This window comes from Parapedobacter soli (assembly GCF_025460835.1).
Taxonomy (GTDB): domain Bacteria; phylum Bacteroidota; class Bacteroidia; order Sphingobacteriales; family Sphingobacteriaceae; genus Parapedobacter; species Parapedobacter soli.
This window is the reverse complement of record NZ_JAMXAY010000055.1, coordinates 1-21,623: the sequence shown is the minus strand read 5'-3', so window position 1 is coordinate 21,623 and position 21,623 is coordinate 1. Positions and strand designations below refer to the sequence as shown.

At 50.3% G+C, this 21,623-nt stretch carries 19 protein-coding genes; 14 read left to right on the top strand and 5 right to left on the bottom strand.

Annotation, left to right across the window (positions count from 1 at the left end; all coding sequences use genetic code 11):
- Nucleotides 1-89: 89 nt before the first annotated feature.
- From NGM62_RS18185 to NGM62_RS18150, 8 genes are all read left to right on the top strand, one after another.
- A complete protein-coding gene (locus NGM62_RS18185; RefSeq protein ID WP_262249716.1) occupies nucleotides 90-2,723 on the top strand; it encodes a heparinase II/III domain-containing protein in 2,634 nt (877 codons plus the stop codon).
- Nucleotides 2,720-4,867, top strand: coding sequence for a polysaccharide lyase family 8 super-sandwich domain-containing protein (locus NGM62_RS18180; protein ID WP_262249715.1), 2,148 nt, complete (start codon nucleotides 2,720-2,722; stop codon nucleotides 4,865-4,867). The genes NGM62_RS18185 and NGM62_RS18180 overlap by 4 nt, the downstream gene beginning before the upstream one ends.
- Nucleotides 4,868-4,961: 94 nt before the next feature.
- Entirely contained in the window at nucleotides 4,962-6,155 is a 1,194-nt protein-coding gene (locus NGM62_RS18175) for a glycoside hydrolase family 88 protein (protein ID WP_262249714.1), read from the top strand.
- Between the two features lie 12 nt (nucleotides 6,156-6,167).
- Nucleotides 6,168-8,060 (top strand): heparinase II/III-family protein, encoded by a 1,893-nt coding sequence (locus NGM62_RS18170; RefSeq protein WP_262249713.1) that lies wholly within the window; start codon nucleotides 6,168-6,170, stop codon nucleotides 8,058-8,060.
- 104 nt (nucleotides 8,061-8,164) lie between these two features.
- Nucleotides 8,165-9,130 (top strand): CPBP family intramembrane glutamic endopeptidase, encoded by a 966-nt coding sequence (locus NGM62_RS18165; RefSeq protein ID WP_262249712.1) that lies wholly within the window; start codon nucleotides 8,165-8,167, stop codon nucleotides 9,128-9,130.
- The gene (locus NGM62_RS18160) at nucleotides 9,111-9,329 is read left to right on the top strand and encodes a putative signal transducing protein (protein WP_262249711.1); all 219 of its coding nucleotides are present in this window, start codon (nucleotides 9,111-9,113) and stop codon (nucleotides 9,327-9,329) included. Before NGM62_RS18165 ends, NGM62_RS18160 begins: the two co-directional genes overlap by 20 nt.
- Nucleotides 9,330-9,337: 8 nt before the next feature.
- Nucleotides 9,338-10,138: a phosphatidate cytidylyltransferase gene (locus NGM62_RS18155; protein WP_262249710.1), complete on the top strand. Its 801-nt coding sequence runs from the start codon at nucleotides 9,338-9,340 to the stop codon at nucleotides 10,136-10,138.
- 23 nt (nucleotides 10,139-10,161) lie between these two features.
- Nucleotides 10,162-10,836, top strand: a complete 675-nt coding sequence (locus NGM62_RS18150; protein ID WP_262249709.1) for a DUF2461 domain-containing protein — start codon at nucleotides 10,162-10,164, stop codon at nucleotides 10,834-10,836.
- 1 nt (nucleotide 10,837) lies between these two features.
- Here NGM62_RS18150 and NGM62_RS18145 read toward each other — a convergent pair whose 3' ends face one another.
- Nucleotides 10,838-12,037: an anhydro-N-acetylmuramic acid kinase gene (locus NGM62_RS18145; protein ID WP_262249708.1), complete on the bottom strand. Its 1,200-nt coding sequence runs from the start codon at nucleotides 12,035-12,037 to the stop codon at nucleotides 10,838-10,840.
- Nucleotides 12,038-12,229: 192 nt separating this feature from the next.
- On the opposite strand from NGM62_RS18145, the gene gcvH reads away from it, so the two are divergent.
- A complete protein-coding gene (gene gcvH / locus NGM62_RS18140) occupies nucleotides 12,230-12,610 on the top strand; it encodes a glycine cleavage system protein GcvH (protein ID WP_262249707.1) in 381 nt (126 codons plus the stop codon).
- Nucleotides 12,611-12,709: 99 nt separating this feature from the next.
- A complete protein-coding gene (locus tag NGM62_RS18135) occupies nucleotides 12,710-13,129 on the top strand; it encodes a VanZ family protein (protein ID WP_262249706.1) in 420 nt (139 codons plus the stop codon).
- Between the two features lie 136 nt (nucleotides 13,130-13,265).
- Here the strand turns inward: NGM62_RS18135 and NGM62_RS18130 are convergent, their stop codons facing one another.
- Both NGM62_RS18130 and rlmN read right to left on the bottom strand, forming a co-directional pair.
- Nucleotides 13,266-13,961: a ComF family protein gene (locus tag NGM62_RS18130; RefSeq protein ID WP_262249705.1), complete on the bottom strand. Its 696-nt coding sequence runs from the start codon at nucleotides 13,959-13,961 to the stop codon at nucleotides 13,266-13,268.
- Between the two features lie 6 nt (nucleotides 13,962-13,967).
- Entirely contained in the window at nucleotides 13,968-15,032 is a 1,065-nt protein-coding gene (gene rlmN / locus NGM62_RS18125; protein WP_262249704.1) for a 23S rRNA (adenine(2503)-C(2))-methyltransferase RlmN, read from the bottom strand.
- 87 nt (nucleotides 15,033-15,119) lie between these two features.
- On the opposite strand from rlmN, the gene NGM62_RS18120 reads away from it, so the two are divergent.
- Nucleotides 15,120-16,295, top strand: coding sequence for an amidohydrolase family protein (locus NGM62_RS18120; protein ID WP_262249703.1), 1,176 nt, complete (start codon nucleotides 15,120-15,122; stop codon nucleotides 16,293-16,295).
- Here the strand turns inward: NGM62_RS18120 and NGM62_RS18115 are convergent.
- Nucleotides 16,292-17,017 carry a hypothetical protein gene (locus NGM62_RS18115; RefSeq protein ID WP_262249702.1) on the bottom strand — a complete coding sequence of 242 codons (726 nt, stop codon included), beginning with the start codon at nucleotides 17,015-17,017 and terminating at the stop codon, nucleotides 16,292-16,294. The two genes, NGM62_RS18120 and NGM62_RS18115, sit on opposite strands and share 4 nt — an antisense overlap.
- 247 nt (nucleotides 17,018-17,264) lie before the next feature.
- Here NGM62_RS18115 and NGM62_RS18110 point away from each other — a divergent pair, with 247 nt between their 5' ends.
- From NGM62_RS18110 to NGM62_RS18100, 3 genes are read left to right on the top strand one after another with little or no spacing between them, the layout of a single operon-like run.
- On the top strand, nucleotides 17,265-17,933 hold the full coding sequence (locus tag NGM62_RS18110; RefSeq protein ID WP_262249701.1) for a hypothetical protein: 669 nt from the start codon (nucleotides 17,265-17,267) through the stop codon (nucleotides 17,931-17,933).
- Nucleotides 17,860-18,990 (top strand): T9SS type B sorting domain-containing protein, encoded by a 1,131-nt coding sequence (locus tag NGM62_RS18105; RefSeq protein ID WP_262249700.1) that lies wholly within the window; start codon nucleotides 17,860-17,862, stop codon nucleotides 18,988-18,990. The genes NGM62_RS18110 and NGM62_RS18105 overlap by 74 nt, the downstream gene beginning before the upstream one ends.
- Nucleotides 18,991-18,996: 6 nt before the next feature.
- Entirely contained in the window at nucleotides 18,997-20,016 is a 1,020-nt protein-coding gene (locus tag NGM62_RS18100) for a PorP/SprF family type IX secretion system membrane protein (RefSeq protein WP_262249699.1), read from the top strand.
- Here the strand turns inward: NGM62_RS18100 and NGM62_RS18095 are convergent.
- Nucleotides 20,013-21,590, bottom strand: a complete 1,578-nt coding sequence (locus NGM62_RS18095; RefSeq protein ID WP_262249698.1) for a hypothetical protein — start codon at nucleotides 21,588-21,590, stop codon at nucleotides 20,013-20,015. The genes NGM62_RS18100 and NGM62_RS18095 overlap by 4 nt on opposite strands.
- Nucleotides 21,591-21,623: the final 33 nt, after the last annotated feature.

Genomic DNA, 21,623 nt, shown 5'->3' with positions numbered 1-21,623 from the left:
AACCAAATGGTCTGGAATGCACTAAAACTGTACCGACAGGACGCCGGTACAGTTTACTTATGTTAGTAGAGGAAGAATTAATTTGCTGAATGATGAACAGGGCAATCGTAGTCTTTTTTATTTTGAATGTTTCCTTATTCAATTTTTGTGCATGGAGTAGGGAAGTCCACCCCCATATACTGGTAAATAATGCGGAGAAGGAATCTATTCTTGAAAAAATAGAAAAGAACGACTGGGCGGCCTCTATATTCATGGAGCATTATAATGCGGTGACCCCCTACGTTATACGCCATCAGGACGATCCCGAATGGATATTAAGCAGGTACTTGATGAACCGGGCGGAAGGCAAGCGGTATACCCATGCGTATGATAATGGCACCGGGCATTTTCTCGTGGGATACTCAGGCGATGCACCAGTGCCGACCGTCCGTGTTTCCACACATAAAAGGAGCCCCGTTACGGAAAGCGGAGCCCCTTATATCAGGCCATCTATTGGAGAACTGGTGCCCAATGATACGTCATCATTTATGTGGGCGCTAAATACGGAAACGAACAAGAAGGATTTTATCGACCCAGGGCAGTTCATATCGCAGATCAACGGTGAAATAAATGACCTGGCCCTGAGTGCTGCTATTATTTATTGGCTGAAAGGAGATGAAAGTTATGCCAAATTCGCGGCTGATATTTTAAACCAATGGGCGAGAGGCGCATCTTACCAAGAGCCTATCGTAGGAGCATGCCGGACCGGGTTTTTAGATATCCAGACACTTGGCGACAATGCATACCAGAGCCTGATCCTTGCATACGATTTTCTATATCCGTTTCTGAAAGAAAAAGGGTATGAATTGGGCTGGTATCAGAACGTTTTTGAGAAATTCGCCTCCACATTGACATTTAGGGGGTTTTGGAATAATAACTGGTATGCCGCGGTGAGTTCAACATTGGTGTATGCAACGTTAAATCTCGACGACACAGAAAAGCGTGATTATTACCTCCAGTTTGTACTCGAAAAGGATACCATCAATGGGGCCTGTGGCCGGTTGAGCCTCGCTACTACAGTAAAAGATTGGCTAACCCCCGATGGACACTGGAAAGAACCCGGCGGGTATCATAATTTCCCCGTCTCCAATCTCATTAAAGCGGCCTTTGCTTTGGAGAAGAATGGATATCCTGTATTCCAAAAGTATCCTGAGCTTTTTGATGCGACGTACGCCATGTTGAAGTATTCGTTTCCGAACCTGTATGTTTCGGCATTCGGTGACACGGGGCGCGCATTTCAAAGTCCCGAGACATTGGAAATAGGACTGGTGATAGCTACCAAGTACAATCGGCCGGAAGTGTCGGGCATGATGGCGGCGATGAACACACTTGTTGGGAGGGGGCTGTATAAACGCAGCAGTTCGGGTATCTTGGGGATGCTCACGTATTTGTCGGATTTCCCCGAAGCGGAGAGCGAACCCTATTCATGGCCGAGGAGTGCGGAGCTGGATTTTGCACGGTTTTACCTGCAGCGGAATGGCACAGACGAAGAAAATGGCCTTATGTACGGGGTACAAGGCGCAAGCTACAACCACAATCATTGCAATGGCATGGCCATGGAGCTCTACGGACGGGGGGAAGTCATGGGAATAGACGCCGGGATCGGACCGAATTATGAGCACTATTTACACCAGAACTATTTTAGCCAGTGGGCAGCCCATAATACGGTGATTGCGGCGGGCAGATCTGCTTCGACGCCTTTTAGTGGGGGGGCGGGTAAGAAAAATATAGGACAAGTGGAACTAGCGGCCATGGAACCCATGCCGGGAGATAGCGGTGTTTCGCCATTCCATTCCTTCACCGATACCCGGTATGTGGATCGTTCGACGGAGACAAATCAGCTTCGCACGATGGGCATCGTAAGAACTTCCGATTCCACCGGTTATTATATCGATATCTATCGGTCGGATAATGAAATATCCAACGATTACATATATCACAACATAGGCGATACGTTTATCTTTTCTGGCTTGGAGGGCAACGCCTTGGGCACCAAACCGACCGAATACCCCTTATCGGGAGACGATTACCCCGGGTTCAGGTTTTTCTCGGATGTAGAAACCGCCGAAAATGTCGGGGGGAATTTTAAAGGGGTGTTTCAGGCTAAAAATAGGGAAGGGAATGAGGTGTTTATGCACGTCTTTTTCCCGGAGTCCAGCAAAACCTATTACAGGGCAACGTCACCGGCCGTGAAAACGGCTGGCCGTCAGTATGCCAATAAACGGTTGCCACTGTTCGCCATCCGCTCCGAAAAGGAGGCGTGGAACGAACCCTTTATATGCGTGTATGAACCATCGATGGTTGAAGGGGGTGGGACAATAATATCGGTGGAGAAAATTACTGAATTGTGCAATGGTGAGAGCACCGTGATTCAGGTGCAGCACGCGGATGGTTCCAAACAACTAATTTTCCAGGGGAATGATTCGGCCGCTGCCGTAACGGGAGACAATTTCAGTTTTTCCGGTTTTTTTGGAGTTATTTCGCTTGATGTGAATGGAGTCCTGGAGCAATTGTACCTGGGCGAAGGAACCGATATTGCTTATGACGGCGTGAGAATCACGGCAGCGGGCACCCCTGGTTCCGCATGGATGCAGCTAGAGGACAAAGAGGGGTATTCCATCTTCAACAATAAGCCGGTCACGATTAATTTAAATGGGAACGTAATAGATATACCGCAATTATGATTCCGATACTTGGACATTTCTTCGACAACAATCGCGGCACTACTATAGGGGTTACCGTGTCAAACACCGGGAAGAGGGTCTGGCTTTTTTGTCTCGGCCTGCTACTGGGATTACAGGTTTATGCACAACCTGCTGAAGATGATTTCGGGGTGATTCGCAGCCGGTTGACGGAAACCTTACTCAATAGCACCGTGAATGCCGAAGAGGTAACGCGGATTATGACCACCATGGCCAGTGATGGCACATGGCCGGCAATCAACTATCGAGACACCAGCAGGACCGGTTTCGAGCACCATGTACATCTGGCAAATCTATTGACCATGGCTAAGGCATACCGCCAAGCGGGAAGCCCTTATACAGACAACGCGCAATTGCTGAAGGTATTTAAAACAGCCCTGCATCATTGGTTACTGAAAGACTATCGTTGTGAAAACTGGTGGTGGAATGAAATCGGTACGCCGGACGCTATGGCAGATATCTTATTGTTGATGGGCGGCGAGTTGGACGACGATGAGCTTGCCCAGGGGTTGGCTATTGCGGCGCGCTCCAATTTTGATACATTTGGTGCCAGGCCCGGAGGCGATTTTATCAAAATGGCCGCCATTAAGGCCGTGACCGAATTGGTGCGGCAGGATACAGCCGCTTTTGCAAACGCCATAAAAACCATGGCGGATCAAATTTATATCACGGAAGATCGTGGCATCAAGCCCGACATGAGCTTTCACCACCGAACAGACGGCGTGCCCTCCACGCTGTCTTATGGGCGTGGGTACGCTAACGCCTTCGCTTATTGGGCAGATGTGGTTCGTGGTACGCAGTTTGCATTTGAGCCCCGAGCGACCGAGCTGGTAATCGACTATTACCTTGATGGAATGCGCAAAGCTATGCCATTCGGTCGATTCGACGACCCGGGGATCAAGAATCGGGATGTGTCGAGAAAAAGAACTTCGGGAGCCTATTCACGTGACTATACCGCCCGATTATTAACGCATGTTAGCGATTACCGCAGGAACGAATTGGAGCATCCCAATCTGCGTAGCAACCAGTATTTCTGGTTCTCCCATTATCATTCCCACCAACGGCCACACTATTTCGCCTCGGTACGGATGTACTCCAACCGTTCAAACAACATCGAAGCTCCCTATAATGAGGAGGGCTTGAAGAATCATTTCTACGCAGACGGCAGCCAATTTATTTCCCGGACTGGCCGAGAGTACTTCAACATTTATCCGTCGTGGGATTGGAGGAAAATCCCCGGCACTACCACTGTGCAGGTCGACACGTTCCCGCGTTGGCAAGATATGGTGAAGAAAGGTACCACAGCGTTCGTTGGTGGCGTGTCTGACGGCGAGTACGGGGCAACTACTTTTGACCTGCTTAGCCCCCATTCCGGATTGAGAGCCCATAAATCGTGGTTTTTCTTTGATGATGAAATTGTTTGTCTTGGCGCCGGTATTACCTCAACCATGCCACAGCCCGTAATGACAACGTTGAACCAGTCCTTACTATATGGCCCGGTCTGGGTAAACGATGTACAGGAAACGGGCGGACGAGCGCAGCAGATTGAAGGTCCGGTATGGATTAACCACGACAGCATCGGTTACGTCATTCCTGATGCAAGTCGTATTTGGGTGCGCCAAGGGGAGTCCACCGGCACCTGGCGGAGCATCACCCATCAGGCTAGCGCCAATGACGAGCCTATTACACAAAATATATTCACGCTGACGATTGATCACGGTATGCGGCCAAAGGACGCCGGCTATGCATACATCGTGCTGCCAGCCAAAGATGCGGCAGCAACCAAGGCCTATGCACAGAAGCTGCCGGTAGAGATAGTGAGTAACACCACAGCCCTGCAGGCGGTGTCAAATATGCAACTGGGTGTCGATTACGCCGTGTTTTACGAGCCCGGCGATGTGGTCTTTCCAAACGGAGTTCGCCTCATCACCAATGAACCGGGGTTGTTCATGGTCAAGTCTGGAGAAAATGGGATGAGGCATATCACGATAGCGGACCCTACACGTAAGCTCGAGAATATCGTACTCCGCCTTGAATTACCTGCCGGGCGTGGTACGACGGTCACCGTGCCACTTCCGCAGGGTGCGCTCGCTGGTAAATCGCTTCAATTGGAAGTTGTTTTATAAAGGATATATTCGTCATTTGGTAACCGGTTTCAGCCTAAAGTATGGGAAGCCTCTTATAACGCAAATAAATAATAACATGATATACAAACAAACAATGAAAAAGATGCTGGGGCTTGGACTAGCCCTTGCTATGGGTGCACCACTGAATGCTCAGCAGGGGCGGTTAGCCTTAACAGATGCATTTGTGAGTAAAAACCTGAACGACGCCGTGGAACAATACAGGACGTTAATAGAAAAGGTGCCAGAAGGTGTGCTGCCCCGTACCATCGATAAAGCCACCGGCAATCTGGTTACGGCCAAAAGTAATTCCTGGATTTCAGGCTTCTACCCCAGCACGTTGTTATACCTCTATGAATATAGCCAAGAAGCCGACCTCTTGCTGGAAGCGGAAAAGCGGCTTCAGCTATTGGAAAAGGAAAAAGACAACAAAAGGACCCACGACCTCGGTTTCATGCTCTATTGCAGTTTCGGCAATGCGCTGCGGCTCACCGGAAACAAAGACTATGAGAGCGTACTGCTTACAGGTGCCGAATCTCTGGCGTCCCGCTTTAATCCAACGGTGGGGAGCATCCGCTCTTGGGACCACAATGGCGACAAATGGAAATTCCCGGTCATTATCGACAATATGATGAACCTCGAATTCCTGAATTGGGCATCGCGTGTCTCCGGGAACCCGAAATACATCGATATTTCGAAGAAGCATGCCAATACTACACTGAAAAACCATTTCCGAGCCGATAATAGCTCCTACCATGTTATCGACTATGACCCCGAAACTGGGGCAGTGCGCAACAAGCACACCCACCAGGGCGCTGACCATGAATCTGCTTGGGCACGCGGGCAAGCGTGGGGTCTTTACGGATACACCATGATGTATCGGGATACCCAAGATAAGGCATACCTGAATCAAGCCCGAAAAATTGCTGCATTCATGTTAAATCAACCCAACCTCCCCGAAGACGGTATCCCTTATTGGGACTATAGCGTTTCCGGCCCCGATGTTCCACGGGATGCATCTGCTGCTGCTATCACGGCATCGGCGTTACTTGAACTATCTGGTATGGTTAAAGGCAAGGAACGCAAACGTTATCTCCGGGCAGCCGAACATATCCTCACCAGCCTTTCATCGCCCGCATATAAAGCGGATATTGGCACAAACGGGGGGTTCCTGTTGATGCATTCTACCGGGCACTTTCCGGGCAACAGCGAAATTGATGTACCCCTGTCGTATGCCGACTATTATTATGTTGAAGCGTTGATGCGATACAGAGACTTGTTAGCCCGCTAAAATGCAAAAGATATGAATGCCATGACACAGCGCGCCCTCCTTCGTGTATTTGTTTTTTTGTTGTCGGTCGCCACCCTTACCGGTACTGTGGATGCACAGACAGACGCTGAATACAATCCGAAGCTACAAAATCCGATTAGTGCCGCATACTTAAAAAGGCACCTGCGTAAAGCACAACCGCGGTTGGTGTTGAACCGGGATATCGAGAAACAGCTTAAGCAACAATTGAAAGTCAATCCGGTTGTACAAAACATGTATAAGGCTATCCAACGGGATGCCACTGCAATTTTAAGCGAATCGTTGCTTGAACGCAAGCAAATTGGAAGGCGACTGCTTTCGGTGTCGCGGGAGATGCTGCGCCGGGTGAATATGCTGGGCATGGTATACCGTATTGAAAAGGATCCGGCCGTGCTAAAGCGTATCAATGATGAAGTATTGGCCGTATGCCGATTTTCAGATTGGAACCCTTCACATTACCTGGACGTGGGAGAGATGGCCATGGCAGTCGCTCTTGCACTCGATTGGACGGCGGGAGCCCTGCCGAAAGCAACTATTGAGGAGGCCGAACACGCGCTTATTGAGAAGGGGATTAAGCCCAGCTGGCCCGCCGGCGACAAGAATCCGTCGTGGGCTTATGGCAACAATAATTGGAATCAGGTCTGCAACGGCGGAATGATTGCCGCATCCATCGCAATCGCAGAACGGGACCCGGGATTGGCTGTCAAGACACTTCAGCGGGCCCTTGACGGCCTTCCCCATGCGCTCGATGAATATATGCCAGATGGTGTTTACCCGGAGGGGTCTACCTATTGGGGCTATGGCACTGGTTTCTCTGTGATAACTATTGCCATGCTGGAGAGTGCTTTCGGAACAGACTTTGGATATGGTGATTTCCCCGGCTTCCTCGAAAGTGCCACGTTCAGGGTGTTGACGAACGCTCCTTCGGATATGTATTATAACTTTGCGGATTGCGGCGACCGGCGGGACCCCAACGGCGATATCGTATTGGCATGGTTTGCGAAACGTACAGGGAACGCCATTTATTTCGAAAGGGAAAGATTCCTAAGGCCGATAGCTGATATGCGCCAGCTTTCAAGGCTTGCCGGGGCCGGACTGGTATGGCTTGCCCAATTCGAGGAAAAGGAGGGGAAAGGCATCCCCGCAGCCTGGAAAGGGGATGGATCCAATCCAGTGGTGTTTTTTACCGGGGGCTCCAATGATGTCCATAGGTACTATTTTGGAGGGAAGGGCGGACGGGGCACCGTAAATCATGGCAATATGGACGGCGGATCGTTTGTGTTCGAATTAAATGGTGTCCGATGGGTTGTTGACCCGGGGAATCAAGACTATGAAAGCCTTGAAAGAACGGGTTTTAAACTTTGGGGAAGAAATCAGGATAGCCAACGGTGGACATTGCTAACTAAAAACAACTTTGGCCATAGTACCATCACCGTAAACGACCAGTTCCACCGGGTGGATGGCATGGCTACCATTACTGATTTTAAAGATGGTGCCATACCAGAAGCAACGATAAACCTCACCCCCGCATTCGGGGGCTTATTGACTTCGGCCCAACGTAGGTTTGTGAAAGATGGTCCGACCTCCTTATTGATAGAGGACCAGATTTCCCCGTCCGACGAAACAGAAGAAGTGACCTGGCAGTTAATGACTACGGCAGATGTGGTTATCCAACATGATGGCGCGCTGTTGATACAGGATGGCAAATCCCTTCGTATTGAAAACCTATCTCACCCCGGTCTCCGGTTCTCTGTCATATCGTTGGATCCGGCACCACTGGCTTTAGACCGGCAAATTAAGGGGTTAAAGCGGATCGAATTGCGTATTCCACGCTGGACGATGCAGCAAGCGGTAGAAACAATCCGCATCCGATTGGTCGGGGACTGACGGCGTTGGGGATCGAAAAGGAGCTGTCGATATGCTAAATCCATCTCCTGTTTCCGAGTTTCGGCCGCAATCCGTATCTTCATCCCCGAATTAAAGTACGCCCAATGACCGAGCATCATGTGTTCCGGGACGGTACCCGGCAACCGGGAGAGAACCACCCCATCACCTCGTTGGTTTTGCTATTGGCCCTTGTTTTCGCCGGAGCAATCGTATTTGGCGTGCTCTCCGTATTTATCGGACTGGCGGTAACGAACAGTTCGGCCGGTGTCAGTAACCTCGAAGGGCTTTTGACAGGCAATATATCCAATGCTAATTTCCTGAAAATCATCCAAGCCGGCTCCAGCATCGGCATGTTTGTTTTTCCGGCACTGATGATGGGGGTTGTCGAGAGGCACCGCTATAAATACCTCGATTTTAAAACACCGGTGAACCCGCAATTGTGGTTTATAATCATCGGCATCATGTTTTTTTCCGCACCTATTTTCGAACAAGCCATTAAGCTCAACGAGCGCTTGGTATTGCCCGAGGCCTTATCGGGTCTGGAAAATTGGATGCAGGATAAAGAGGCCGAGCTTGAGCGGATTACCCGTATATTCCTGTCTGATACGACCTATTGGGGGCTCTTCGCAAACCTGCTTGTGGTAGCTGTTATAGCGGCTATCGGTGAGGAGTTCTTGTTCCGTGGTTGCGTACAGGGCATCCTTATGCGGTGGTTCCGCAATCCGCACCTGGCAATCTGGGTTACCGCCATTGTATTCAGTGCCATCCATCTTCAGTTTTATGGGTTTTTGCCGCGGATGTTGCTGGGTGCGTTATTCGGTTATTTACTGCTTTGGGGTAAGAACATCTGGCTGCCTGTACTGGCCCATTTCATTAACAATGCTACGGCGGTGATATCCGCATTTTATCTTCAGCGCCACGGAAGGTCACTCGACGACATGGACTTTGGCGAACAAATCCCTTGGTATCTTTATTTTGTTAGCTTTGTACTTACCGCTGTATTGCTCTCCCAATACGTTAAAACGGCTACGGAAAAAAACACTCGACTCCATGGAAAAAAACTGGGTTAAACTTTTTGTCACCACTAATCCCGTCCAGGCTGAGATTACCAAACAGATGCTTGACGAACACGGGTTGTTGGCAGTGATCATGAACAAACAGGACTCATCTTACAGATTTGGCCAAATAGAGCTTTATGTACACGAATCAGAAGAGGCGACAGCAAGGGGCCTGATGTCAGAAATCGAGAATAACGACAGCGAACAGTAGTAATTGCAATGAAAATACGAGCCCTTACCGCCCTCTTTTTTGTGATTGTCATGGTGGCTTCTATGTTATTGGGGGGCTATGTGTTCGCGGTCTTTTTTATTTTACTGGCTACCTATTGCCTAAACGAATTTTACGGTATCATCAGCGATGGCATCTGTAAACCAAACAGGCTCTTGGGGCTGCTGTTGGCGGTAATCGGATTTGGATTGTTCGCAGGGTATCGGTTGTTTGGTTTTGCCTCGCATTACTTGCTCCTCATCAACGTTATTGTTATCGCAGTCTTTGTCGTTCCTCTTTATCAGAAGGATGAGAAACCATTCGTTGGCATTGCTTACACATTACTTGGCAGTGTCTACGTGACATTGCCTTTCGTGGCTTTTTTTTCGCTGGGTTTTATCACTGGTACGTTCGACTATCGGCTACCGCTGGGATTTATGCTAACCCTTTGGGGTAACGATACCGGAGCATACCTGATAGGTAAATTTTTCGGCAGGCATAGGCTGTTCGAGCGGATTTCACCCAATAAGACGTGGGAGGGGTTTGTTGGAGGGGCATTGCTGGCCGTAGCGGTCTCTCTGATATTGGCCCATTATTTACCGGTGTTGCCAAGCTGGCAGTGGGTGGGGATAGCGCTTGTCGTTTCGTTGTTCGGCACGTTCGGCGACCTGGTGGAGTCCATGTTGAAACGCAGCCACCATGTGAAAGACTCGGGCGCTGTGCTGCCCGGACACGGTGGCTTGCTAGACCGTTTTGACGGACTGCTGTTTGCAGCTCCCGCGACACTCGTGTTCCTCGAGTTGATACATTGATTTGGCAACATACACAACGCATCATGCAATCCAATATACATGCCGAAACGTTTGGCTTCCTGGCGGAGATCAAAGAAAACAACGATAGGGAATGGTTTCAAGAACACCGTAACCAGTATGACCGAGCATGGCAAAACATGAAGGAGTTCACTGCCGGACTGATTGACGGCCTTGCACAGTGGGACCGCTACATATCGGTCGATATCCCGGTATCCAAATGCGTATTCCGAATTTACCGTGATACCCGGTTCAGCAAGGATAAAACGCCATATAAGACCTGGCTAGGTGCCGGAATTTCCACGGCTGGCCGTAAGCTGGATGGCCCCGAATATTACATACATATCCAACCGGGCAATAGTTTTGCGGCAGCGGGATACTGGCGGCCCGAGAAGGATCACCTGGCAGCGATTAGGCAAGAAATTGACTATAACGGTGCCCGGTTGATGGAAATCGTGAATGATCCGATCTTCAAAAAACATTGCGTGGTGGATACGAAAGATACACTGAAAAGGCCACCGGCCGGATACGGAGAAGACAACCCCTACATCTTTTGGCTCAAACTCAAGAGCTTCACCGCATACGAGTCGTTTGCAGATGAAGAGTTGCAGGGTGTGGATGGGCTGGAGCGCGTTCTGCAAGCTTACCGCCGGATGTATGACTTCAAGCTGTTTCTCCACGAGGCCCTCGGCGACGAATAAGCTAGGCGGGGAAACTTATTTTCCCCATACATACGGCAGGGGAGTCTAAAATGACTGATACATCGGAGGCTTTGCCGGCCACGGTCTCATTAGCCAACACCGCAAAAAGTGCCGCTTCTTTAGCATCGGGTAAAAGTCCCAGTTCGCCGAAAGGCGAAACTGCGATACCTCCAAGACCATTTGTTAGCTGCTCAACCAATAGGGGGTTATGCAGTCCGCCACCACTGATATAGACATGGGAGGTAGGGTATGCCTGTACTGCCTGCCGGATGGCTGTGACGATAGCCGCCGCAGTGAATGCTGACAGGGTAGCCATCACGTCGGGTACGGAGAGCCCCTCGGTCCCGGTAGCCCGTTGGGCATCGGTGAGGTACGCTAGGTTAAATAGTTCCGGTCCGGTGGTTTTCGGAAAGGGTATCTCGAAAAAGCCATGGCTGAGTAGCGCATCGAGCAAGGGCTTGTTAACTGTGCCGGTTGCCGCTACACGTGCATCCCGGTCCATTTCTTCACCTAAATGCGCGAGCATGTACTGGTTCATGAGTGTGTTGCCCGGACCGACATCCGTGGCAAAGCACGGGTTGCCGTTACCTTCAGGAGGGGGGAGAAGTGTGAAATTGGCAATGCCGCCGATATTGAGCAACACGCGCGTTTCGCGCATGTCTGAGAAGAGGAGGTAATCGCCATAGGCCGCCAAAGGTGCGCCCTCACCACCGGCGGCGAGGTGTTTTTGCCTGAAATCGGAGATCGTAATGATGCCCGTGGTTACGGCTAGGTGGTCGCCGTCGCCCAACTGCAGCGTACTATTTGGATAGTCGTTGGTACCCGTAAGCGATTGCGGTGCATGGAATACCGTCTGACCGTGGCTGGCGATGAGGTCCACATCGCTCCGCGATATACCCCATTCTTGGAGCGCCTCGTTTACCAGCATGCCGTGGGTTTGGCCGATAAGTGCATGGAGTCCGCAGAGGACTTGCTGGTCGACGGCCCGTTTAGCAAATACTTGCCGTATTTGCTCGCGAAAGCTGTCGGTGTACCCCTTGGTTTCAAACCGTAGGAGTTCGAGTTCGGTGTCGCGACCGGCACCCGAGATGTGGCAAAGGGCAATGTCCAATCCATCGAGCGATGTGCCTGACATCAGGCCAACGACGACCCGCCTGGACTTGTTCGCAATTTTATGCAGCTGATCGACATATACGTTCATAATGCCCTAAAGATATGTATTTTGTTGTTTTGCATGACGGGTTGTGGGGGTGTAAAACCGATAAAATTGCTTTTGTATTGTGTATAAAAGCAATTTTATCTAAGTTTGGAGAGGTAATTTTACCGGTGTAGGCTGTGTTTGGCCTGCTACGGTGTTGATGTATGCATGAAATTCTAAGTAAATCGTATTTAAATGACTTTTCCTAAAGACTTAAAATACACGAAAGACCATGAATGGATCCGTGTATCGGGTGAAGAAGCCATCATTGGGATTACTGATTTTGCCCAGCGCGAGCTTGGCGATATCGTATTCATCGATGTTGATACCGTTGGTAACGAGGTGGCCCAAGATGAGGTGTTCGGCACCGTCGAAGCAGTAAAGACGGTATCGGATCTGTTTATGCCCGTTACGGCCACCGTATTGGAGGTTAACGAAAAGATAGACGGCTCGCCGGAACTTGTCAACCAGGATCCGTATGGGGAAGGATGGCTTGTCCGCGTGAAACTGGATAACCCTGCCGACGTTGAGGGACTGCTCTCGGCTGCCGATTACGAGGCACAGGTAGCGGTATAGTACGGCGGCCTTGCCCGGAAGCGACACCTGCCCAAGGATGGCGGGTGTCGTTTCTTTTTGGCATTATAATAGCTCGTTAGCGAGCAAACGGAGAGATATATGAAACATTATATATGGGCAGTGCTGTGGGCGATAGTGGTTTTAATACTTTGTAGTCTGCCATCGGCAGCCACGGACGGTGTCCCGAAGTTTCCGGGGATAGATAAACTGGTACATACCGGCTTTTTCTTTGTCTTCACGGTATTGTTGTATTACGGGGCGATACGGCAAACCGGTTCTTTCCGGCCATCGTGGCATATTTCCATCAAGGTGGTTGTGTTTTCATGCTTGTTTGCGTTGTTCACCGAGTACCTGCAATGGAAAATTTTTACTTACCGTTCGGCCGAGGTATGGGATCTCTTTGCGGATGTTGTGGGAACCGGCATGGGTGTTTTTGCCTACCTGCTTTTACATAATGTCTATCGGCTAGAGGCGGTAGAGGCAGCGATACAGGCCAAAAAGCAAGGTTATGAAGCGTAATAAGATTGTCAAACTAGCACTAACGGGAGTCGCTGTGGCCCTCTCCATGTCATCTTGTGGGATTTTCCGTAAAGGATGTAAATGCCCGCCCGTGCACCGCCATACGGTAGGACAGATTTACCAGGATGTCCCATTATCAGAGGGTCTTGGCAATGGTAACCGCGCTCAAGCGGGTGGCCCCGTTTTCCAATAAGGCGCTGGCACACGCCCCAAGTGTCGCGCCGGTAGTCAGTACGTCGTCAACCAACAGTACATGCTTTTCTGCAATCGTAAAAGCATCTTTTGCTTCAAATGCCGCCAGCATATTCTCATACCGTTCGTAGCGGTTTTTATGGGTCTGGCTTTCTGTGGCCCTGCGCCGTACGATGGTATTCTCGGCGATGGGCAATCCCATCGACCGGGCGAGTCCTTTTGCGAAAAACACGCTCTGGTTGTATCCCCGGGCACGGAGCTTCTTCGGATGTAGGGGCACGGGTACGATGATATCGGCGCAATTGAATGGGGGTGTGTCTGCCAGGACCAATCCATACCTGACCCCGATAGCGGTACCGATTTCGGGGCGGCCACGGTATTTGAGGTGATGGATGATCCGTTTAACACGTGATGCGTCCCGGAAATACCAGTAGGACGCAACGGCTTCGATGGGTACCCTTCCCCAAAGTTGGCGAGCCCCCTTATTCTGCACATTCTCATGGGCCTGGGTATGGGGCAGGTGGTACCAACAAGAGGTGCAGATGAGCTCTTCGCCATAAACCAGGGGGGTATCACAACCTGCGCAGGTTTGAGCGAAAAAGAGTGAGGCCAAATCGCTGAAATACCGTCTGAAGAGCATAGGTGATCAAGTTGTGGAGGCCGCGGTCTCCTTGATGGCCAGTTGCCCGCAAGCTGCATCAATGTCTTTCCCCCGGCTCCGCCGGATATTGGTGGTTATCCCACGCTGGCGGAGGAAATCGGCAAACCGGTCGATTTTGTCTTCCGGGGCATTCTCAAAGTCAGCAAAGGCAATTGGATTGTACTCAATAATGTTAACCTTGCAGGGCAGGTGTTTGCAAAACGCCGCGAGTTCTTTTGCATCCTTGAGCCCGTCGTTTACCCCATTGAATACGATGTACTCGTACGTGACCGGATTCTTGGTCTTGGCGTAATAGTATTTGAGTGCTTCCGCAAGTGCACGCAGCGAATTCTGCTCATTGATCGGCATAATTTCATTGCGCTTGCTGTCGTTGGCGGCGTGCAAAGACAGTGCTAGATTGAAGCGTACCTCGTCATCACCCAATTTTTTGATCATCTTAGCAATGCCGGCGGTAGAAACGGTGATACGTTTCGCAGCCATATTCAGTCCATCGGGAGCTGTAATGCGCTCGACAGAACGCAATACATTGCTGTAATTGAGAAGCGGTTCACCCATCCCCATATACACGATGTTGGTAAGCGGCTGGCCGTAATGTGCCTGTGCCTGCTTGCCGATAAGCACTACCTGATCGTATATCTCGTCGGCCCTCAGGTTGCGTTTACGGTCCATGTAACCCGTAGCGCAAAACTTGCACGAAAGGCTACAGCCCACTTGGGAACTTACGCAGGCTGTCATACGGTCGGGGGCAGGAATGAGTACCCCCTCGATGATGTTGCCGTCGTGGAGGGAAAAGCTACTTTTGATTGTGCGGTCGGCACTACGCTGCTCTTTGTTTACACGTACGGAATTGATGGTAAATGCCTGCTTTAGCAAATCACGCAGGGATTTGCTCAGGTTACTCATCTCATCAAAATCCACGCACGATTTCTGCCAAATCCACGAATAGATTTGCCTTGCCCTAAACGCTTGTTCGCCCATTGCAACAATATGGCTTTGTAGCTGCTCAAGCGTCAGGCCCCGTATATCGATCTTGGGTTTGAGAGCACACACGCTGCAAAGGTACAGCTTTTTTGTGCGTATTTTTTTCCATTGCTTGGTTGGGCGCAAAAAAAACCACATATTTAAGCCCATGCTACTATGAGCACTTTTTTTTCAGCGACATATGTGTTGCCGGTTACAGGCGAGGCCATCAGGGATGGCATTGTCGAAGTTGCGGACGATGGTACCATACGGGGTGTCTATCCGCCGGGCAGCGACGCGGTGGCCCAACAGCCGGTCCGTAACCATCAAGGCATTATTATACCGGGCTTTGTAAATGCGCATTGCCACCTTGAACTTTCCCACATGAAAGGGGTTATTCCAAAAAAAACCGGGCTGGTACCATTCTTACAGCAGGTAATGGCACAGCGCGCAGCTGATGAGACCGAGGTTGTCAACGCCATGCTCGCTGCGGATAAGCAGCTCTACGAAAATGGAATCGTGGCTGTGGGAGATCATGCGAATAGCGGGATTTCGGCGGGTGTGAAAAGGGCTAGTCGACTAAAATACCACACATTTGTCGAAGTATTGGGGTTCGAACCGCATCTGGCTGCCGGCAAAATGGCCGATGCGCACACGGTGGCCGACCACTTCAATGCATCGGCGTCTTCCATTACCGCGCACGCGCCTTATTCGGTATCCAAGGAGTTATTTGAGCTGATCGACGAGGAAGCCCGCCGGAACAAAATGCCACTGAGCATTCATAATCAGGAAAGTGAGGCCGAAAATCAGCTGTTCCGGTCTAAGGAGGGGCAGTTTCTGGACTTTTACAGAGCCTTGGGGCGGGATATTACTGATTTCAAGGCGCAGACTAGAAATTCTTTGCATACGTTTATCCCTTACCTTTCGGTAGATACACCGCTTTTGCTGGTCCATAATACTTATACGGCAGCAAAAGATATATTTTTTGTCGAGCAGCAGGGCCGGAAGATCACATGGTGCTTTTGCCCCAACGCCAACCTGTACATTGAGGGCACGCTGCCAAGGGTCGGGCATTTCATCCAATCCGGGCACCCGATCACATTAGGCACGGATAGCCTGGCGTCTAACGACCGCCTATGTATCCTGTCTGAGTTGAAGACCATCCACCGATACTTTCCCGAACTTCCATTAACCGAAACGATCCGATGGGCCACTATCAACGGTGCCCGTTCCCTGGGTGTTGCCAATGAATTCGGCTCACTGGAGAAAGGTAAAAGGCCCGGGGTAAACTTGCTGACCAATACGCGGGGGCTTGCCATCACTCCCGAGACGATGGTGAAACGCTTGGTTTAGTGTAGTACCCAAAATGCAAGGCCCAGTGCTGAACCTAATATCATCCCGACGATCACCTCTTTCCATATATGGCGCCCCAGGTGTATACGCGACCACGCCAGCGGCAGTGCAAAGAATAAGAAGCATGCCCCCGCCACCCAGTTCAGCGAAAGGATCAGGAACCCCAAAAAAGCATGGAAGGCTAAGTGCATCGACGCTTTTATCTGCTTGTTAACGACCTGTGCAATAATGAGGAGCACCAACGCACAGGCCAAGGCAAGCCGGAGAGTCCATTCTTGGTTTGTAACCCAAACAATTACGGTAACGGCCAGCAGTAGGACGGTTGTGGTGACGAACCATTTTTGACGCTGAGCTTGGTCGGAGACATCCAGATTGGTATACGTGCCCTTCCTTACACCACGGATTGTTTTGAGTCCGATAGGTAAAAATATACCACCTACGATCAATAACGATAAATATACCGCCCTTTGGGTCGACTCAATGCTGAAAATCAGGAAAATAGCAAATAGCGGAACGGTCAGAAAGGGGTGACCTACCGTGGATATGACTTTGGCTATTGTCGTCTTCAAATGCGTATATCCTTGAATAGCAGCAGCGGGGATATTCCAGTTTGCTAAACCGGGGTAAATCACCAGCACCACGGTGCGAAGGTAGCCAAACTTTCGGAGGTAGGCAATGTTAACTTTTCCCCGATTTACAGTGGATCTGCCATCAACTTTCATAACGGGGGATTTTGACAAGGAAATGAAAAATTAACACCCTGTTTATTGGCATATCTCTAAAAAACTTTGCATCTTTATCAACTTATCTACCACTTACTTATGACTGGCATAATAATAACTACGAGAAATTTCAAGGGCTTTAGTATTCAAGCTTCAATCTGATAAGAAACACTTGGTGTCTGTCTTTGAAAGAAGAAGCGGGTGCTTTGGGAGTTGGCTTATTTCTATCCTGTGATCAACGTTGTCTATGAGAACGAAACCACTACTGTTTATACCGTTATTGATTTTCCTTTTTTCGACTTCTGCTATTGCGCAGCAGAAAATAAGGGACAATACCATTGGGGGGGTGGTATTGCCCGATAAGGATGCCCTACTGGAGCTGGAAAGCACGAATAAGGGGTTATTACATGCGCGCGTGCAATTGAGTGGCGTGCGTGACGCGGCACCATTGTCGCAGCACCGTGCCGGTATGATGGTCTATAATACGGCTACCGTCAACGATGTCGTACCGGGTATCTACTATAATAATGGTGCGCGTTGGATCTTGGTGGAGGGCGGGGATGTCACGGCGCTCACCTATAATCCAGTCACTTACGAGTTGACCTATTTGGATGAGCATGGCGAGACGCAGGTGATCAATCTGGAAGAAGTGGTGAAGGCGCAGGAGACGCCCACCACCCTGGCGTACGGCGCCGCAGCTCACGCGTTGACCTACACCGGCGAGGACGGCATGCCGCGCACGCTCACACTGGACGTTGGCACCATCTCCTACGATGCGTCAACCAAACCCCAACAACCTTGTTCTTGCCGATATCACCAATCCGGGTTACCACACTTCAAACTTGCCGAAAGATGGGCCGCATGCAGCTGCCCTCCATCTCAACGGTCGCTTCGAATTTGCCGTAGACAACGGTGATATCCTGCTCAACGGCCACGACCTGCTTATCGGTCCGGAAGGAGAACTACACGGTTACAACCGCGACCGGATGATCGTAACCGATAATAGTATTATGGGCCATATTGTGAAGACCTATGCTTCAGCCCTTCCGTTTACCTTCCCTATAGGTATAGCAGAAGGTGACTACACACCCGCTATATTATCCCCCGCCAAAGGAACCACCTTGTATGTTGCCGTACAGGACTACGCGGGCTCGACCGCGGTGATAGGGCAGTCGCAAGCGGGTATGGATCGGGTATGGCATATCTATGCAGACGAAGCCGTATACACCGCCTATATGCTCCAGCACAATAACATTACCAACGGCAGTGCCTATGTGGATGTACACGCGCAGATTACGCAATACGCAGGTAGCGGCAACTGGATGGGGGGGAATACCGAGCGGATTGCCCAAGGAGTCCACGCCCGTGACTGGGTGACGGCAGCGACGGCAACCGCGGACAATACTTGGTTTACCAAATTGATAACAAACAACCGCGGGCCGCTCGCTACAGACGACGAGCTAGAGGGGCCTTCAGGTAGGCGGCTTACTGTGGCAGTGTTGGAAAATGACCGGCCGGGGAATAGTGCAATCGTCGTAGGGCGCGTGCGCGTAGTGGTACAGCCAAGGCATGGAGAAGTGTTCGTAAACAGCGATGGTAGTATCACCTATAGATCTGATATCGGATACGTTGGCAACGACACTTTCATCTACGAAATCATAGATGAAAACGGGTTGAAAGATCTTGCGACGGTACGGCTGACCATCAAACAAGCTGAACTGCTCATCCCAAATGCAGTGACACCAAACGGCGATGGCAAAAACGATTTCTTTGTCATACAGGGTTTGGAGAACTACGATAACGGCGACTTGACCATTTTCAATCGCTGGGGGAATGAGGTCTATCGCAACCGTGGTTACCAACAGAACTGGGGAGCCGAGGGAATGAGTGAAGGGACATACTATTATCGTTTAGTCCTTATAAAAGATGGGGTAGAGACAATTCATAAGGGCTGGGTGCTTATTAAACAGTAGAAAAATATGATTCGACTGCCTAAAATAATATTCAAAAGCTGCATTCTACTGCTGTGTTGGAGCGTGGTGCATCAAACACACGGCCAACAGAACATTCAGTTTACACAATATGTTTTTAATTCGTTGAGTGTAAACCCGGCATATGCGGGGTACAAAGAGGAATTATTTGCCCAATTGGGGCTCCGTAGTCAATGGGTAGGTCTGGAAGGGGCGCCGCAAACCGGATTATTATCAATAGACGGCCTGCTCGACCTCCATGGTGCACGGCGGCATGGTGGCGGCGTACAAGTCATGGCCGACCAACTCGGCCCACAAACCGCCACCTCGGTGTATATTAATTACGCTTACCGCGTTCGGCTAGATCGCGAAGACACGCAGCGGCTAAGCTTCGGCTTAGGTACTGGGGTTACTCAATATAGCTTGGATGGCACCAAGATCTTTGTCCTCGATGAAGGTGACCAGGCTCTCCCTACCGGGAAAATAAGTAATTTCAAGCCGGACGTACGCTTCGGCATTTACTATCATAGTGCTAGATGGTATGTAGGTGCATCACTGATGGACCTGCTTTCTGGAAGTAATGCCGATAACCTCTTTAGGTGGGACCAAACTACCATAGACCGTATCCGCCGGCGGCGGCATCTGTATATTATTGGGGGGCTGTTGGTCGACATGGATGAGTCCTTGAAAATACGGCCCAGCATACTTTATAAAGACGATTTTTTGGGACCCCCGAGCATCGATGTCAATATAATGACCATCTTTAGCGACCGGTTGTGGCTCGGTGGTGGGATACGTACCGGTGTCTCTGCATTTCGAAGAGATTATCAACGTTTTACGGGAGATAGGCTGACCGGTATGAATGCAGTAACTTTTGTTATGCAGGTTTTTGCTACTGACAGGCTTCGCATCGGATATTCCTATGACTACATGCTTAACGCTCTCAACGGACTGCAAAATGGGACTCATGAGTTGACATTGGGTATTACACTGGGTAGACCACTCGACCGGATTAAATGCTACTTTTAATGGGCGTTATCAATGGATTGCGATACATCTGTTCCCATCGCACGCAACGCTGTATACATCGTGTCGATAGCCGAGGGCTGCAGCATCCGGGTGAGGGGTACAGGCCGGTCCAACGTAAATGAAAAAACCGTATCGGGGGCCGATACCCGTCGCATGATATTCCGATAGCTGAATTGTTCATGCCCGCCAAATGGGCTTTGGAAGGCTGCAGTGAGTGTGTTCAGTACCGAGGCAGGCCGGAAGCGGACGGTATCCTTGGCGGTGTCCATATTGGTGTTAACGATATTGATGCAGACCAACCTAATGATATGCGACGTGTCTTGGCGGGTTGCAAGGTGGCGTCTCAGTGTCTCATAAACTTCTAACGTGGTTGTCGTACCCGAATTTTCATAGATGCCACCATCTATCAGCCGGCCGGCGCCGTCGAGGTAGTTGTATGCATTGATCACCGGAAAGGCCTGGCTTTGGTTTACGCATGTGATCAACGGGATGTTGTATTGGGGGTGGTGCTGTTTGAAAAGACCGTAGAGGTCGGTGGCTAAGCTGAACCCATTGAGGTCTACCGGGGAAAAAACACCGCGTTCTCCCGTTTCCACGATGGCGCTGTTGATGAAAAAGAGGGGTAAACCCGGATGCAGCGCCGCAGGAGCCACATAAGGTGTTAAGTAGTCTGCTTTGAAAAAATGGTTTATCTCGTTAGGTGTAATCGATGGTGTTGCATTCGTATAACCACTTACCTCCTCTTCCTGGAAATAGTAATTCCGGTCTTTCGGGGAAGCCCCCTGCTTTCCGGTCAGTCTATTGAACACTTCATGCTTAGCCCCTTCAAAGCTATCGCCGATCAATACCCCCCAAAAGGAGCTACTGAGGTAGTTTTTGCCATAGATTGCTTTCATGCGGGGTACCACGGAAGCCGCATGCTGTGGCACCTGCAGGTATCTGTCGGCCAGGAACATCGCGGCTCCCGATGTCGATCCTGAGACCGTTGATATAGAAAACACCCGGTCTGAAAACCTGCTCGAAGGAGTGCTCTGCAGGCTGTCGAGGTAGTTCATAGCCATAAAAAACCATACAGCTGCACGAGAGCCGCCTCCTTGGCCGGAAACCAGGTACACATCAAGGGTGTCGCCCCGGTTTGGGGTGCGGCTTGCGACCCATTCGTCGAAATAGGCTGTCAAGCTCAGCCTCATAGTGGCCGGATGGCTATGTCCCGGTTGGGCTGCCACCCGGCGGATACGGTGCGAATTGATCGAATTGAATAGGAACAGAAATATCGCAACCAGCGCCACCGTGCGGACCAGGGGGCGGTACCAGACCCAAGCCGCCTTGGGTGCTTTCCCGTGTTGTTCCTGGCCGTATTTTCCAGGGTCACCATTGTAAATAGCCGTAATATTCAACTGAGCCGTTACCAACACATCTGCCAGAAACAAATAGAGCGATATGGCTGCAATGAGTACGAAGATTGGTGATAAGCTCCCGATTTCAACCGGCCACCCCCAACCATTGCTACTTTGCAATAGCACGGCTACGAGCACCATAAACGCAAGCGACAGGATATGGGTGTATTTAGTCATCCCTTAAATTCTGTACAACACACTAACAGTCAG